Source organism: Paenibacillus harenae, assembly GCF_030812415.1.
GTDB lineage: Bacteria > Bacillota > Bacilli > Paenibacillales > Paenibacillaceae > Pristimantibacillus > Pristimantibacillus harenae_A.
Genome location: NZ_JAUSST010000002.1, coordinates 139,808 through 156,660 on the forward strand (window position 1 = coordinate 139,808; position 16,853 = coordinate 156,660).

General features: G+C 53.0%; 3 protein-coding genes. All 3 read left to right on the top strand.

Going from position 1 to position 16,853, the window contains the following annotated elements:
- Nucleotides 1–10 precede the first annotated feature (10 nt).
- The 3 genes from J2T14_RS05740 to J2T14_RS05750 are packed head-to-tail and all read left to right on the top strand — an operon-like array spanning nt 11 to nt 16,651.
- Nucleotides 11–5,701 (top strand): SDR family NAD(P)-dependent oxidoreductase, encoded by a 5,691-nt coding sequence (locus J2T14_RS05740; RefSeq protein ID WP_307468801.1) that lies wholly within the window; start codon nt 11–13, stop codon nt 5,699–5,701.
- Nucleotides 5,701–10,374: an SDR family NAD(P)-dependent oxidoreductase gene (locus tag J2T14_RS05745; RefSeq protein ID WP_307468805.1), complete on the top strand. Its 4,674-nt coding sequence runs from the start codon at nt 5,701–5,703 to the stop codon at nt 10,372–10,374. The genes J2T14_RS05740 and J2T14_RS05745 overlap by 1 nt, the downstream gene beginning before the upstream one ends.
- Complete coding sequence (locus J2T14_RS05750) at nt 10,364–16,651, top strand: non-ribosomal peptide synthetase (RefSeq protein ID WP_307468808.1); 6,288 nt, start codon at nt 10,364–10,366, stop codon at nt 16,649–16,651. Before J2T14_RS05745 ends, J2T14_RS05750 begins: the two co-directional genes overlap by 11 nt.
- Nucleotides 16,652–16,853 lie beyond the last annotated feature (202 nt).

A 16,853-nucleotide genomic window follows, 5' to 3' on the forward strand; every position in this document is an offset into this window, starting at 1 on the left:
AGACATGGGAATGGGAAAGGGAACGGAAACGATAAACGGAAAAGCTAATCACTATAAATTCAGTCTGATGATGGAAAACGATAACTATATCGTTCGCGATCATCATGTTCACGATGTGCGCATGGTACCGGGCGTCACTTGGATGGACACCATTTTGCGCGGGCTGGAGAGCAAGGGATTTCCGCTGGCTCGGCTGGAACTGCGCAATGTGCTGTTCCTCACTCCTGTGGATACCTCATCCGGTCACGACCGCAGTGTGCAATTCACTATAACGAAATCGAGAAACCACTGGAAAATCGAAGCGAAGAGCCAGCGCGTAAAGAATGGCAAAGCGCTTGCTCCAGAGTGGGATCTCAACTTAACGGCCGAGCTTTATGTCCACGAGGAGGAGATGAGCAAGACTATCGATCTCCAGGCCATGATGCAGGGCTCCCGGCGCCAATCGGATCTGGAGGATGCCTATGCGTTTATGCGCCGAGTCGAAATCAACCACTACGAGTTTATGAAAGCTCGCGGAACTCTCTACGAGACAACAGACGGCGTACTGGCTGAAATTCACTTGAGCGGGCTTGCGGAATCGGTCGCTCCCAGCTTTATGCTTCATCCGGTGTTTCTGGATTGCTCGACGATCATACAAGCGAATCTCCTTACAAGAACGATGAAGCTGAATGAGGTCGCGGATTCGGAGCTTAAGCCTTATATTCCGATCTGTATCGAGTCCTTTCGTCCGGCCGGCAGACTGTATGACCGCTGCTATGTATTCGTACCGCAAGCGTCCAATATCACATCGGCATCAGGCGATGTCATCTACTCGGATGTCGAATTATACGATGAAGACGGACGATTGGCTGCCGTGATGCACCGATTCACGACGAAACGTATTCGTTCACGTGATCTGATACGGAATTTGCATGGAAAGAATGAGGAGACTGATACGGCTGCCGTCTTGGCGCCTGAGCAGATTGAGACGCCGGCGGTGCCAGCCGCGCAGGTGAAGAAGGACTCCGGCGCATCGGTCGCATCCAATGTATTCAATGCATCCAATGTATCCAACAAATCCGACTCATCCGAGGAGCTTCTGCCTCTAATCGAGAAAGATCTATGTATGATGATCGGCGAGATGCTGGGCAAGCCGCCCAGGGAAGTGGACAAAGAGGCCGGCTTTTATGATCAGGGCCTCGACTCGGGAAACCTGCTCAAGCTTGTACAGGATCTTGAAGCGAAGCTTGCCATTCAACTTTACCCGACGCTGCTCTTTGAATATACGAATGTGAATGCGCTGGCTGCGTTCCTGGCTCTGGAACATGCCGCGGCATACCGTGGAAGGGGCAACGAGCCCGTTCAAAGCTCGGAGCTGAATTCGAACATCGATACCGTCTACTTTCAGCATGGCTGGAAACGAGCGGAGCTAGCGAATATGCAAGCTGTTGAAGGGCTGCGCGGTCCGGTGCTGCTTGTTGACAAAGATGAGCAATTGTTCAGCGCGCTTCGCTCGAAGCTTGAAGGGGTTCGGGTTCTGCTCGTTCAACCAGGCGAAGGTTACAGGGATCTCGGCGGCGGCAAGTATGAGATAGACCCTGCGTCTCCGGAGCAGTATCGTCAGCTCGTGACCCAGCTGAAGAGGAGTAATGTGCTGCCGGTTAACATCCTGCACAGATGGGCGGATGAGGCGTTCTCAGCGAATGAGGAGGCAATGACGGCCTACCATATTAATGGTCTGCAAAGCCTGCTGCATCTCACGCAAGCCTTGCTCGAGCACAAGCCGAAGGAGAAGACTCGCTTGTTGTATGTCTATACGGCGAAGGACGGTACGGAGCCTCAGCATATGGCGGCAGGCGGATTTGCGCTTACGCTGCATCGCGAGAATCCTCGTCTGTTCTACAAAACAGTCGAGCTCCGCGGCGGTTCTGCTGCAGGGCCGCAGCTTGCTGAGCTTGCAGCTGCGGAATGGCTGACAGAGGATGCCGCGGAAATTCGCTACGAGTCAGGAAGACGTTATTCAAAGCAGCTTGTTGAACGGAAAGCGGTGCAGGCAGCCGAAGCTGCAGTGCCGCTCAAGCATGGCGGCGTTTATTTAATTACTGGGGGAGCAGGCAGCTTAGGCCTGCTCTTCGCCACTTATATCGCTGAGCGTGTGAAGGCTAAGCTTATTCTGACTGGCCGTTCTCCTCTGGGAGAGGACAAAGCCGTACAGCTAAATAAGCTTGAAGCGTTAGGCGCTGAGGTGCTCTACATAGCAGCAGATATTTCGAAAACCGAGGACGCAGAGCGGCTCGTTCGCGAGGCCAAATGGAAATTCGGCCGCATTGACGGCGTGATCCATAGCGCTGGCATTACCCGTGATTCATTGATCGTCGAAAAGACGGCGGCGGACATGGAAGCGGTGCTGTCTCCGAAAGTGCAAGGGACCGTCCTGCTGGATGAAGCGCTGCGAGCTGAAGCCATTGATTATTTTGTGTGCTTCTCCTCCATCGCCGCGCTGGGCAATGCCGGACAGGCAGATTATGCCTATGCAAACGCATTTCTAGACGCCTATATGATCAGGCGGAACGAGCTGAAGGAGCAGGGAGAGAGAGCTGGTCGCTCGATATCGATTAACTGGCCGCTCTGGAAAGAAGGCGGTATGCAGCTAGACGACAGCACAGCGGCATTCATGTTCGAGCAGATGGGGATATCGGCGATGCGGACGAGCAGCGGGCTGCTTGCCTTCGAGCAGTCGTTCCTGCTCGGCGATACCGGTCTTGTAGTGGTCGAAGGTGATCGTGAACGCCTTGTGAAAGGGCTCACCGCGCCGTCGGCCAAACCGACAATGGCATCATCGACGTCATCGACAGCACCGAAGATGTCAGCAGCTTCACCCTCGCCCTCCTCTTCAGCAAGCAAGGAGAAGCCGGCCTATGAGGAGGATGACATCGCCATCGTGGGTATGTCAGGGCGTTATCCGCAGGCGGCTAACCTGCGCGAATTTTGGCAAAACCTGCGATCGGGACGCAACTCGGTTACGGAGATTCCGGTTGAGCGCTGGGATTACAGAGAGGATTACTCCGAAGATAGAAGCAAGGCAGGCTCCACTTATGCGAAGTGGGGCGGCTTTATCGATGATGCGGATAAGTTCGATCCCTTATTTTTCAACATCTCGCCATTGGAAGCGGAATATATGGATCCGCAGGAGCGTTTATTCCTTCAGGCAGTCTGGGAAACGGTCGAGGATGCCGGTACAACGCGGAAAGGGCTTGGCACGAACAAAGTAGGTGTTTTTGTCGGCGTCATGTGGTCGCAATACCAGCTCTTAGGAGCAGAAGAGGCATTGCGCGGCAATAAATTGGCTCTCGGAGCGAATATTTCCTCCATTGCTAATCGTGTGAACTATGTGTTTAACTTCCAAGGTCCGAGTATCGCCCTGGATACGATGTGCTCCTCGTCGATCACATCGATTCATTATGCCTGCGAGAGCATTCGGCGAGGGGATTGCGAATTGGCGATAGCGGGCGGGGTTAATTTATCGATCCACCCGAACAAATACCTCCTTCTATCGCAGGCTAAATTCGCTTCGGGCGAAGGTCTTTGCCGGGCGTTCGGAGAAGGCGGCGACGGTTATGTGCCAGGCGAAGGCGTAGGTGCCGTACTGCTGAAGCCGCTGAAGAAAGCGATAGCCGATCAAGATCAGATCTATGCGGTCATCAAGGGAAGCGCGATCAACCATGGAGGCAAATCAGGCGGTTATTACGTCCCGACTCCGACCGCACAGGGGGAAGTGATCGCGAATGCGATGCGGAAGGCTGGCGTTGATCCAAGTACGATCACATACCTTGAAGCACATGGTACAGGTACTTCGCTTGGAGATCCAATCGAAATTAACGGGCTTACCAAAGCTTTTGGATCATCAACAGAAAAACAGCATTGCGCGATCGGTTCCGTGAAGACGAATATTGGTCATCTGGAGTCGGCGGCGGGCATTGCAGGCCTAACGAAGATTCTCCTGCAAATGAAGCATGGCGAGCTTGTGCCCTCCCTGCATGCAGAGACGTTAAACAAGAAGATCGATTTCGCGCGTTCGCCCTTCCGGGTCCAGCGTAAGCTGGAGAAGTGGGAAAACCCGGTTGGCCGTGACGAGAATGGATTCATGACGCAATTGCCAAAACGCGCCGGCATATCCGCATTTGGTGCGGGAGGAGCGAATGCTCATCTTATTTTAGAACAGTTCATGAGCGCGCCGAGGCCTCGCCCTGCACAGACGATTCCGCAGATCGTCATCCTGTCTGCCCGCAATGAAGAACGGTTGAGAGCTTACGCTTCGTCGATGCATGACTTTGCGGCCTCGCTAAGACAAAGCGGAGAAGAAGCAGCCATTGAAGACATTGCCTATACTTCTCAGGTCGGCCGGGAAGCGATGGAGGAGCGCCTTGCGATTATTGCGAGCTCGATACAGGAGCTGCAGGAGAAGCTGCTGATTTATGTGCAAGCTCAAGGCTCGAAGGAACTTCCAGGCGTATTCACGGGGAACACGCGCCGAAACAGCGGAGCGCTGGCGCTGCTTTTGGACGGCCGAGAATTCAATCCCTATTTGGAGGTTGTTCTGCAGGATAAAAAGCTATCGAAGCTGGCTCAGCTTTGGATTAACGGCGTCGATATCGATTGGAACCTTCTGCACGACCTGGCCTGCGTTCGTAAAATTTCTCTGCCAACCTATCCGTTCGCAAGGGAACGCTATTGGGTGCCGAACTTTATCGGCGGAAGCATCGCTCATCGTCATGGAGAACCATCGAAGCTCCATCCGATGCTTGGCCATAATATCTCGACGCTTAAGGAACAGAAATTCTCGACACGCTTTACCGGCGAAGAGTTTTTCCTCCGAGATCATATTGTGAATGGCAGGAAGCTGCTGCCGGGCGTTGCTTATTTGGAAATGGCGCTTGCCGCAGGCGAAATGGCTGCCGAAGAATCGGTTCGCCGACTGAAAAATGTAGCATGGACATTACCGGTTTATGCCGATGAACAGGTTGATGTGCAAATGCTGCTGGAACCAAGTCCATTTGATGACGACGTCGCTTTTCAGGCGTTCACGATGAATGCGGCGGGAGAACGCAGCATACATGCCTCGGGTACGCTTGCGTTCGATCCATGCGTTCCGGAAGCTATTGATTTGCCAAGTATACGGGAGCGTTGCCGTGATATGCAGAGCCAAGCCGACATTTATACATCGTTCCGCGATTATGGCTTTGCCTATGGCGCAGGCATGCAGGCGATCGCAGAGCTGCGAAGCTCTGAATCGGAGGCGCTGTCCAAGCTTGTGCTGCCAAAGGAGCATAAAGCTGATTTTCAAGCCTATGGGCTTCATCCGGCACTTATGGACGGCGCACTGCAGACAGTCGCTGCTATAATCGGCAATCGCGAGCCGGGAATGGCGTATTTGCCATTCTCGATCAGCGAAGTGGAGTGTATGGCGTCACTCGAAGAAGTGCTGTATGTGCATGCTGCGCGAATCGAAAGCAACAAGAAGGAAGCGCCGATGCTGCATTTTCAAGTGGAGCTGCTTGATCAATCGGGCAAAGTGCTCGTTAAGCTCCGCGACTTCACCTTGAAGGCGTTCCGACAGGAGGAGAAATCGGAAGCTGATCGATTAATGGAGTTGCTGCAAATGGTGGAAAACGGAAGCTTTCGATTAGAGGAAGCCGAGAAACGGATAGGAGAGTTGATCTAATGAGCCGCATAGGCCAAAACGATATCCTTCAACGGCTTGCTGCCAAGGAGCTGACTTCAGCCGAGGCATTTCGTCTGTTGAAAGGGATGGAGCAGCAATCCGAAGGAACTGTCGCATTCACAAGGGAATGGGCGAGGGCGGATCTGAATGCCGGGACTCGTTACGGAGTCGTCCTGGTGTTCGATACCGGCACCGCTTTGTATGAGGCTTTGCTTGTGAATTCGTCCCGCGTGGTGCTCGTTCAGCCCGGAGAGGGCTATCGTGATTTGGGCGATGACCGATACGAGGTGAAGCCTGATCATACGCAAGATTACGTGAATCTCCTTGAAGCCCTTGAGCGCAAGCAGCTTCGAGCAGAAACAGTGCTAATCGCATGGTCGAAAAGCTCGTTTCTTGTGGAAGAAGCGAAGTTGGCCGAGGCGCTCGAGAAGAGCGTTTACTCGCTGCTGCATCTGAGCCAGGCGCTCGTTCAACACCGTCTGCGGCAGCCGCTCCCGGTTCTTTATCTCTATGAGAACGATGGCAGTATCGGACCGCATCATGCGGCTGTGTCCGGCTTTGCGCGAGCAGTTCGGCTAGAGCAGCCGAATTTGCTGCTGAAGGCGGTTGAAGTGCCAAGTATGCTTCAGCCTGCGGTACTTGCTTCTATAGTTGGACGTGAAGCTGCATCCGGCGATGTGGAAGTGCGCTATGCAGACGGAGGCCTTCGATATGCGAAGCGGTTTATTCCCGTACAGCCTGATCGTGAGACGGAAGTGCCCTATCGTCAAAATGGGGTTTATCTCCTAACCGGCGGTGCAGGCGGACTGGGTATGCTGTTTGCCGAGCATTTGGCCCGCACGGCGAAGGCTCGGCTCATTCTGACCGGCCGCTCGGCCCCCGGCCAAGAAATAGAGGAGAAGCTGAAGCGCATTCGAAGCTTGGGCGGCGAAGCCGTCTATGTCCAAGCAGACGCGGCAAAGCGTGCAGATGCCTTGCATATGGTCGATCAGGCCAAGCGGCACTTTGGAGCGCTTCATGGGGTAATCCATAGCGCGGGCGTGCTGCGCGATTCCTTTCTTCCGAACAAAACGGACATCGAGATGGAGGCTGTATTCGCTCCTAAAGTGTACGGCACCGCTTATTTGGATGAGGCCAGCGCCAATGAGCCGCTGGATTTCTTTGCGCTGTTCTCCTCGACGGCTGCGGTGATCGGCAGTGTCGGGCAAAGCGATTATGCGTACGGCAACGGGTTTATGGACAGTTTTGCTGAACGCCGCGAGCAATTGAAAAACAGCGGGAAGCGGTATGGACGCTCCATTTCCTTCAACTGGCCGCTTTGGTCAGGCGGAGGGATGCAGGTTCGGGACGCGGACATCAAGCAGATGAAGAAGCAGACGGGGATGGTCCCGCTGGATATTGAAACGGGACTAAAAGCATTTGAGGCAGGTTTGCGCTCGCAGGCTTCGCAGTGGGTTCAATTGAAAGGCGATGTCGAGGTCTTGCGGCGGCATATTTCTGAATCGAACAGGCCGGCAGCGCTCCTGCCGATGATGGAGCCGGCTGGTGCTGCGATAAGCGAGCAGACTGAGGCGGAAACAGATGATTTGCGTAAACAGGCGGAACAATTGCTGAAGCGGATTGTATCCGAGACGATCAAGCTTCCAATTGACAGGCTTGATGCAGAGGAGCCGATGGAGAAATACGGACTCGACTCCGTCATGGTTGCCAAGTTGACGCAGGATCTGGAGGTTTATTTCGGAACGCTGCCGAAAACGTTATTTTTTGAATATTTGACTTTGGCGGAGCTGGCGGGTTACATGGCGGACAATCATCGTGCCCGGCTGCTTGACATGGCAGATTCTAAGCCCCAAGCGCAGAAGCCTTCCGCGATCGCCTTCGGGATGCCGGACGCTCAAGCGGATCATCGACCGCGCGAACGAGAAGAGTCGGGTGGACGGCGCTCGAGGTTTGCCAGCCAACCAAAACAAGCGAATCAATCGAGTCAAACGTCGACAATGAAGGAATCGGTCTTACAAGACGATCAATCGACGAAGGACGAGATTGCCATTATCGGGGTTGCCGGACGTTATCCGCAGGCGAGAAATATCGACGAATTTTGGGGGAATTTGAAGGCCGGCAAAGACAGTATCACTGAAATTCCGTCTGAACGCTGGGATCTCGAACGTTATTACAGCGAAGAACGCGATCAGCTCGGCTCTTCCTATGGCAAGTGGGGAGGTTTCCTGGACGATGTGGATAAGTTCGATCCGTTGTTCTTCCAAATATCGCCGTCCGAAGCGGATTACATGGATCCGCAGGAGCGGCTGTTTCTCATGACGGTCTATGAGACGCTTGAGGATGCGGGCTATACCCGTCAAAGCTTTGCGAACGCCAATGTCGGCGTTTATGTCGGCGCTATGTACGGGCATTACCAGTTGTATACGCTGGATGGCATGAAGACGGGCACTGCTCCCGTGACGGGATCCTTTCATTCATCGATCGCGAACCGTGTCTCCTATCATTTTAATTTTGCCGGGCCAAGCATCGCCTTGGATACAATGTGCTCGTCTTCCCTGACAAGCGTGCATCTTGCCTGTGAAAGCTTGCTCCGGGGCGAGTGCGATGCTGCGATCGCAGGGGGCGTGAATCTGTCGATACATCCGATGAAATATGTGTTGCTCGGCCAGACCGGGTTTCTATCCAGCGACGGCCGCTGCCGATCATTCGGTGAAGGCGGCAGCGGGTATGTCCCCGGCGAAGGGGCGGGTGCGGTGCTTCTCAAGCCCTTGAAAAAAGCGATAGCGGACGGCGATCAAATCTATGCTGTAATTAAAGCTTCATCCATCAATCATGGCGGCAAAACAAACGGCTATACGGTCCCGAATCCGGGAGCCCAGGCTAAGCTTATCGGCAGCACATTGAAAAAGGCCAATATAGATGCCCGAACGATCACTTACTTGGAAGCGCATGGAACGGGAACATCTTTGGGTGATCCGATTGAGATAGCCGGTCTGATGAGGGCTTTTGCCGCTGATACAAAGGAAAGGAATTTTTGTTCGATAGGCTCTGTCAAGTCTAACATTGGGCATCTTGAGTCGGCTGCCGGCATCGCTGCAATCACAAAGGTGCTGCTGCAGATGAAGCACAAGCAGCTTGTTCCGTCTTTGCATACGGAAGCTTTGAATCCGGGTATCGATTTCGACAACTCTGCTTTCATTGTTCAACGCGAGCTTGCCGCATGGGAACAGACAGAGGTCGATGATCAGGGGAGCAAGGAGCGCCTGCCGCGGCGTGCCGGTATATCCGCGTTCGGGGCCGGAGGCTCTAACGCTCATTTGATTCTGGAGGAATACGAATCCAAGTCCATTCCGAGTACAAGTTCCAATGGGTCCAATCAGCTGCATGCGATTGTGCTTTCCGCGAAAAACGAGGAGCGGCTGTTGGAAATGGCGACGCGTCTGCTTGATTTTCTGAATCTGCAACGTTTGTCCAAGAAACGGGATAACATCGATGCCTTGAAAATAAATCTGAACAATGTTCTGGCGGCTATAGTGGCTGAGCTGTTGGACATCCGCGCCGATGAGATAGACCCGGAGGCCGCGTTCGAGGATTATGGTATGGATGCATTAATTCTATCCGATGTCGTCGATCGTCTCAATCGAGTTTACGGGCTTGAACTGACGGCGTTCGAGCTGTCCGGCCAACTGACGTTGAACGGTTTGACGGATCAGCTTCTAAGAGGACAGGGAGAAACCTTAAAGGTCCAGTTGAACGGAGAAGGATTCGAATCCGTTGTTCCGGCTTGGGACGGCCCCGCTCTTGCCGATATAGCGTATACCCTGCAGACGGGCCGCGAAAGCTTCGAAGAACGCGTCGCGGTCTTGGCCTCCAGCTCGCAGGAAATGCTGGATAAGCTCACAGCCTTCTGTGAAGGCCGAACGGAATCCGGATTGCTTCGCGCCCATGTAGTAGGTACGGCGAGAACTGCCGTCCAGGGTAATATTGACGAAGCGATACGCCTTGACAATACCGTACTGCTCGCACAAGCATGGCTGCAAGGAGACAAGGTGAATTGGGAGCGGCTGCATAAGGTTAAACCTCGCCGAATCTCGCTGCCCGCCTATCCATTCGCACAGCTTCGCTGCTGGCTGCCGCATACGGAGGAGCCAGTTAGCGGCAGAGCTAACATACGTGCATCGGAACAGCTTCACTTTTCCGAATCAGCAGCGGCATCAGCAGCGCCGGACGTCCATCGCGCCGCAAGCTTGGAAGAGAAGGTACAGTTTCGGTTGAAGGAAATGATGGCCGCTATACTGAAGATCCCGGCCGATGAGCTTCAGCTCGACGCGAATTTGCAGCAATACGGATTTGATTCCATCGTAGGCATCCGTTGGAATACTCAGATCGAGAAGGAATTTGGGCAGAAGATCGATATGGCCGTGCTGTTCGAGCATAACACGATTCGAGAAATAGCCGGCTATTTGATGGGGAATGGCATCGAAAAGTGGCCCTCTTCGTCAACGCAATTGGCCATTCAACAACCGATGGATCTAGATGAGCCATTCGTTCGCAGCTTTATGACCTTCCTGCTGACCGCACTGCAAGAAGGAACAATATCGGCAGATCGGGCGCTTGCGCTCGAAGCGATGGTTACATTATCGGATAGAAAGAGGGAGCAGGATGAAGCTTAGCAAAGCGGAGATATTCCAGCGTGTCGAGAAAGGGGAAATCGGTGTATCGGAAGCGTACGGTCTGATCAATCAGCTTGCGAATCCGGATCTTCATGAGGCTCGTCAGTTTCGGCAGCCGGTGAGCTTTCCGCTTTCCGAAGCGCAAACAGCGGTATGGACGGCATGCCGGCTGTCTCCTGACAACTATGCGTATAACATTCCGCTCTCGTTCCGTGTACGTGACGGAATTGATCCTGAAGTATTCAAACGGGCGTACAGCAGGCTGGTGGACAGGCATCCTTCGATGCGCATTACGATGAATGTCCAAGGCCAGGAGCCTATGCAAACCGTGCACCCGGACATGCCGTTAACCCTCATTGTCCAGGATATGGAGGTTGCTTCGGAAGAGCAGTTGAAGGATAAGCTGTTGGCGGAGGCGCATCTTCCTTTTGATCTGGAGAAGGGACCGTTAAGCAGAGCGATGATCGGCAAGCAGCAGGACGGCTCTGCTGTTCTGCTGCTCGTCTTCCATCATCTCATAACCGACGGCATGTCTTCTGTGTTATTTCTGCAAGAGCTGATACAGACCTATTCGGGAGAACTGACGGGACAGCCCGTTCGGCTGGCGCCGCTTGAGGCAACCTATCGCGACTTTGTTGAATGGGAGCGCGGGATGCTCGCAGACCAAGGCGCGAAGAAGAACCGTGAATATTGGCTTCATTATCTGGAAGGCGATATTACGCCCCTGGAGCTGGCTATCCAGAAGACGCAAAGCGGCGGCAACGGCTTCCAAGGCGCTTCATTGGAACAAGAGCTGGATCCCCGGTTGATCGAACAGCTCCGCGCATTGGCGATTGATACGAGAACATCACTCTCTTCCATCATGATGGCGGTTTACTTCGTTCTGTTGAATCGCTATAGCGGACAAGAGGATATTATACTCGGTATTCCGTTCTTAGGAAGACCCGAGCCGCGTTTCCAAAATGTAATCGGCTATTTTTCAAATGTGATACCCGTACGCGCCCAGGTCGGTCAAAAGCAATCGTTTCGTCATTTGCTTGAGCAAGTATCGGCCAGCTTGTTAGAATCGTTCGAGCATAGCAGCTATCCTTTTTTTACCCTGCTGAAGGATCTTGGCACAAAGGGCAGCGGGCTGCTGCAAGCCTCGTTTCATTATCAGAATATGGCCAAAAACTTCTTCGAAATGGCGGATGCAAAGCAAAATGAGCAGAGTCGCGCTCCTTTCGAAGCAATCCCGGGCATTCATCAGACCGGGGAGTTTAACCTTACGCTTGAACTTCATGACAGTGACGACGGCATTAAGCTGTTCGTGAAATACAACCCTTCATTGTTCGAGATCGATGCCGTTAAGCGGATGAGCACGCATTTTGTCAGCCTGCTCGGAGAAGCCGCGGCATCTCCCGATAGACCGCTAACCGAATTCGTTATGTTGTCCGACAACGAAAGGAAACGGATCATTAGGGATTGGAATGATACCGATGCCGAGTATCCTTCTGATCAGTGCTTTTATGCCTTATTCGATGACCTTGCCCGGCAGATGCCGGATCGCATCGCGGCGACATACGGAAACTCGCAGATCACATATGCGGAGCTCCGGCTTGCATCGTCGCGGTTCGCTGCTTATTTGCATGAGCTTGGCGTCGTGCACGGAACCTATGTGGGCATTTTCATGGAGCGCTCTCTTGACCTGCTCACTGCATTGCTCGGCGTTCAGAAGGCAGGCGCTATCTATATCCCGATGGATCCGTCCTTCCCGAGTGATCGACTATCCTATATGCTCGATATTAGCGAAGCGAAGGTGCTGATTACCGAAGCTTCCATCGCAGATCAAGCGCCGAAGTCGTCGGCGACCGTCATTCGTTTTGATAATGAATTTGCTGCCTTCACGAGAGCGATGAACGTCCAGCATGGACCAGATTACATGCCGCTGGTCGATGGCGGAGCGATGCCGGAGGATCTAGCCTATATCCTTTTCACATCGGGGTCAACCGGCAAGCCGAAGGGGGTGCAAATCTCTCATCGGGCGATGGTCAACTTTCTATGCTCAATGGCGAAGCAGCCGGGTTTTGAGGCAGACGACCACTTGGCGGCCATTACAACGATATCATTCGATATTTCTGTATTGGAGCTGTACTTGCCGCTGTTAGTCGGCGGGCGAACGGAGATTATCCCTTCAGCAATCGCCAAAGATGGAATTCTACTGAAAGCTGCTTTGGAACAAAGCGCAGCAACCGTATTTCAGGCTACTCCCGCGACGCTGCAGATGCTATTGTCCGTTCAATGGACGAAGAATGAGCGTCTGAAAAAAATTCTCGTCGGCGGAGAAGCCTTGTCCTCACAGCTGGCTCAGGCTCTTTTAAAGCAGGAGGTTGAGCTGTGGAATATGTTTGGCCCGACAGAAACGACCGTTTGGTCAACGGTTTGCCGAATTCAGGAAGGCGACAGGATCACGGTCGGCCAGCCGATTGCCAACACGGAATGTTATATTCTCGACGATCAGATGCGTCCGGTGCCAGCGGGGATCGAAGGCGAGCTGTACATTGGCGGCGACGGGGTTGCGCAAGGCTATTTGAAGCGGGACGACGAAAATGCGGCAAAGTTTCTGCCGAATCCATTCCGTCCCGGATCGGGCGCTCGCATTTACCGCACTTCGGACCTTGCCAAGTTTCTGCCGGACGGACGGATCGAATATATCGGTCGTGCGGATAATCAAGTGAAAATAAGAGGCTTCCGCATCGAGCTCGGCGAGATTGAAGCAGCATTGCTTCGCCTTGAAGAGGTTCGGGAGGCTGTCGTGGTTGCTAGGACGGATGAGCAGCAGAATAAGCAGCTGACAGCCTTTTTAATTGCGAACGATCAGGCCGAACTGCCCGGCAAGAGCCGAATATATGAGATTTTGAAAAAAAAGCTGCCGGTATATATGATTCCGTCTCTATTCGTCTTTCTGAAGCGATATCCGGAGACGCTGAATCGGAAAATAGACCGAAAACCATTAACCGGCTTACCGGTTGCCGAGCTTCTTGAAATTTACGGAGAGGAAGAAAAGGCGTTGCCGCTGTCGTCTATAGCAACAGCTGCAGTAGTTGAGCCAACCCCGGAATGGCCGGATAAGCCTGCGGAATTCCAAACGTTTGATGCAGAGGATGCGAACGAGTTTCTGCTGCTCACGATCGCGTATGATCTGCGGGAGATGATCGCGGTCATACTTGGCATGGAGCCGGCAGCCATTGATCCGAAGGTGCCCGTGGAGGAGTACGGCTTAGACTCGATTCGATTTGCTTCTTTCAGTTTTAGGCTGAAGCAAACCTACGGCTTGGAGCTTAGTCCGAGCGATATCATGCTGTATTCGACGCTCGACAGCCTCGCCGGCTTTTTATATGAAATTCAATATGAGGTTATGCGCAGCCATTATGCCGAGAAACTCCAATCGTTCTCGAAATATAGCAGCCTCGCATCTAATAGGCTATCCCAGCCTCAAGCAGCCTCGAGCGCAGAACGGACGGATGATTTGGAGCCGATAGCCATTATTGGCCTAAGCGGACGATTTCCTGGTTCCCGAGACTTGAATGAATTTTGGAAGCATCTTGTCCAAAATGACGATTTGATCTCTTTCATGCCGAGCAGCAGGCTGGAGCTTCTCGATGATGGCAATCATTCGATGCTTCGGGGCGCATTTCTAGATCAAATCGATCGATTCGATGCGGAGTTTTTCTCTCTTTCCAGGAATGAGGCAGAGCTGCTTGACCCTCAACAGCGGATCCTGATCGAAACCGTATGGAGTATGTTGGAAGATGCCGGTTACCGCCCGTCACAGCTTTCAGGCACGCGCACGGGAATATTTGTCGGCATGTCGGGATCGGATTATGTTGATCTTCTGAAGGAACATGGCCTTGGAGAGGAAGCTTGCAGCGCGAGTGCGCGGATGACAGCGGCTAATCGCATATCCGCCATGATGGATTGGCGAGGACCAAGCCACACTATTGATACAGGGGGCTCCTCGTCATTAGCTGCCTTGCATCAGGCAATCCTGGCATTGAGAAGCGGTCAATGCGAGCTAGCTGTTGCGGGTGGTGCCCAGTTGCTGCTCTCTCCGCAGCGGATAGCGGCTTGGGAGAAACTCGGCAGCAACAGCATAGACGGGAAGCATATGGCTTTTGCAAAGGACGCACAAGGTTCCGTTCCCGGCGAAGGCATCGCTGCGCTGCTCTTGAAGCCGTTAAACCAAGCGGTTGCGGACGGCGACGCTATCTACGCTCTGGTCCGTGCTTCGGGGGAAACGCATGGCGGCATTCAATCCGGCACCGCAAATGCAAAGATACAAGCCGATCTGATCGCTGGCGTATATAGGCAAGGGCGTATCGATCCTGCTGCGGTCAGTTGCATAGAAGCGCATAGTGAAGGAAGTACATTAGGCGATTCCACCGAGGTAAACGCGTTAATCCGTGCTTTTCGGGAGCTTTATCGGAAAGAGGAACGGCTTCTGCCGCAGACACCGCTCACAGGCGTAGGATCCATTAAGTCGAATATCGGCAGTCTTGAGGCAGCATCCGGAATTGCGGCCACGGTAAAGATGCTGCTCGCGTTGAAGCATGGCATCATTCCGGCATCGCTTCATCTTAATGAGATCAATCCCTATTTGGATTTACAGAACTCACCGTTTTATTTGCTGCAGCAAAACCGCCATTGGGCACGTCATTTGAATGCGAATGGTGAAGAGCTGCCCCGCACTGTCGGCATCTCTTCCTTCGGACAGGGCGGTACGAATGTTCATATCGTGCTGGAGGAGTATAGGGAAGAGCAGCAGGCTGCGCAATCGAATGCTTCGGGTTCGGCGTTATTCGTAATCTCGGCCAAGAATGAAGACCGTTTAAAGCAATATGCGAAGAAATGGGCTGGATTCTTGGAGTCGGGTCAAGCGGGCACGCAGTCCTTGTCTGATTTGGCCTATACTTTGCAGACGGGAAGAGAGCCAATGGAAGAGAGGCTGGCTATTATTGCTTCGTCGCATGCTGAACTGCAAGCAGCCTTGCAGCAATTCGCTTCATCCGACGAGCCGCTGCAGCACTCGAACGTATTCCACGGCAGTCAAGCCGTCCGTAATCGCGATTGGAAGGAAGCGGAAGTAAACGCCGCGAATGAGGCCGCTGCAGCGGGCGACTTATACCGGATTGCAGCGCTTTGGACTACCGGACTTGATGTAGACTGGACTCGCCTGCATGATCGGGTCCTGCGTAAAGTTTCATTGCCGACCTATCCGTTTGCCAAAGAGCATTATTGGCTGCCCATGCTGGCAAGGAAACCAATGACCGCATCATCCAAAGCCGCTATTCTAGGAGTCAGCGAAGAGCTGCGAAAGGATGAATTTAGTCCTTATTGGAGCAATATGCGATTAGGCAAAGCGGCACCGATCGGCAAAATCGATCTTGGCATGGCGTATTTGCGCCTTGCCGTTAAGCATGATCGCAAAATGCTGCATTTTACTTTGCGAACGCCTACATGCAACAAAATGGAAGTGGTCATTGTTGGCAGGGGTAAGCCGCTGCTAATGATTCCAGGCTACGGATTGACTGCGCCACAGTTCCTCTATCAGATTGAAGAATGGTCGGATCGCTATCAGATGATCATTGTGCACAGCCCTGGATTTGGACTAAGCGAAGGGAGCGGCGATTTATCCTTCCCAGGCATCGTTCAGGCCTATATAGAAGTGTTGAATGAACTTGGTTTCGAAAGGCCGGTGCATGTCATGGGAGCATCATGGGGCGGGATGGTCGGCCAATGGCTGGCCAAATTGCATCCCGAGCGCATTGCCTCCCTTACCTTAATCGGTTCGCCGATATTTTCCGCAGACGAACCGAACGATGACCTTTCTCGAAAGGATCGGCTAAAAATGGATTTCGAACGTATCCAGGCTGCCGATTCGTACGAGCTGTTAATCCAATCGGAGTTCCCTAACCCTTGGGGAACCAACTATGCGGAAATATTTGAAGGGGAGGGCTTCTCTACAAGGGAAATTTTGGCGGAGATTGAGCGGCCGACCTTCGTGGTTACGGGAAGCGAGGATATGGTTGTAGATCCCGCTGAAGCCCGTCGTCTGCATGCCATGATACCAAATTCTGAATTTTTCGAGGTGCCTGGGGCGGGTCATGCTCCCAATGTTACACATTCCGAGCTGTTTAACGAGCAAGCTTCTCAATTTATCGACAGACATGAATCCCGTATTTCCGCCAAAGGGAAAAAGGCCCATTCAGCCGGACTTCTCCGGAGATGGTTCGGTTAAAAGGCGACTACCCGCGTACGTAATAATCTATGGTGCCCCATGAATTTATTCATGGGGCTACTCTATTTTCAGCCCGCATGCCCAGAGGCGCGCCTTGCCCGGTTGATAGGCCGTTTTGAATTCATCCAAAGCGGTACGAGTGGAAAAAAAGCATTAAAATAGGTTATTGTAAAGGCTACTATAATGATTTATAGTAAATTCA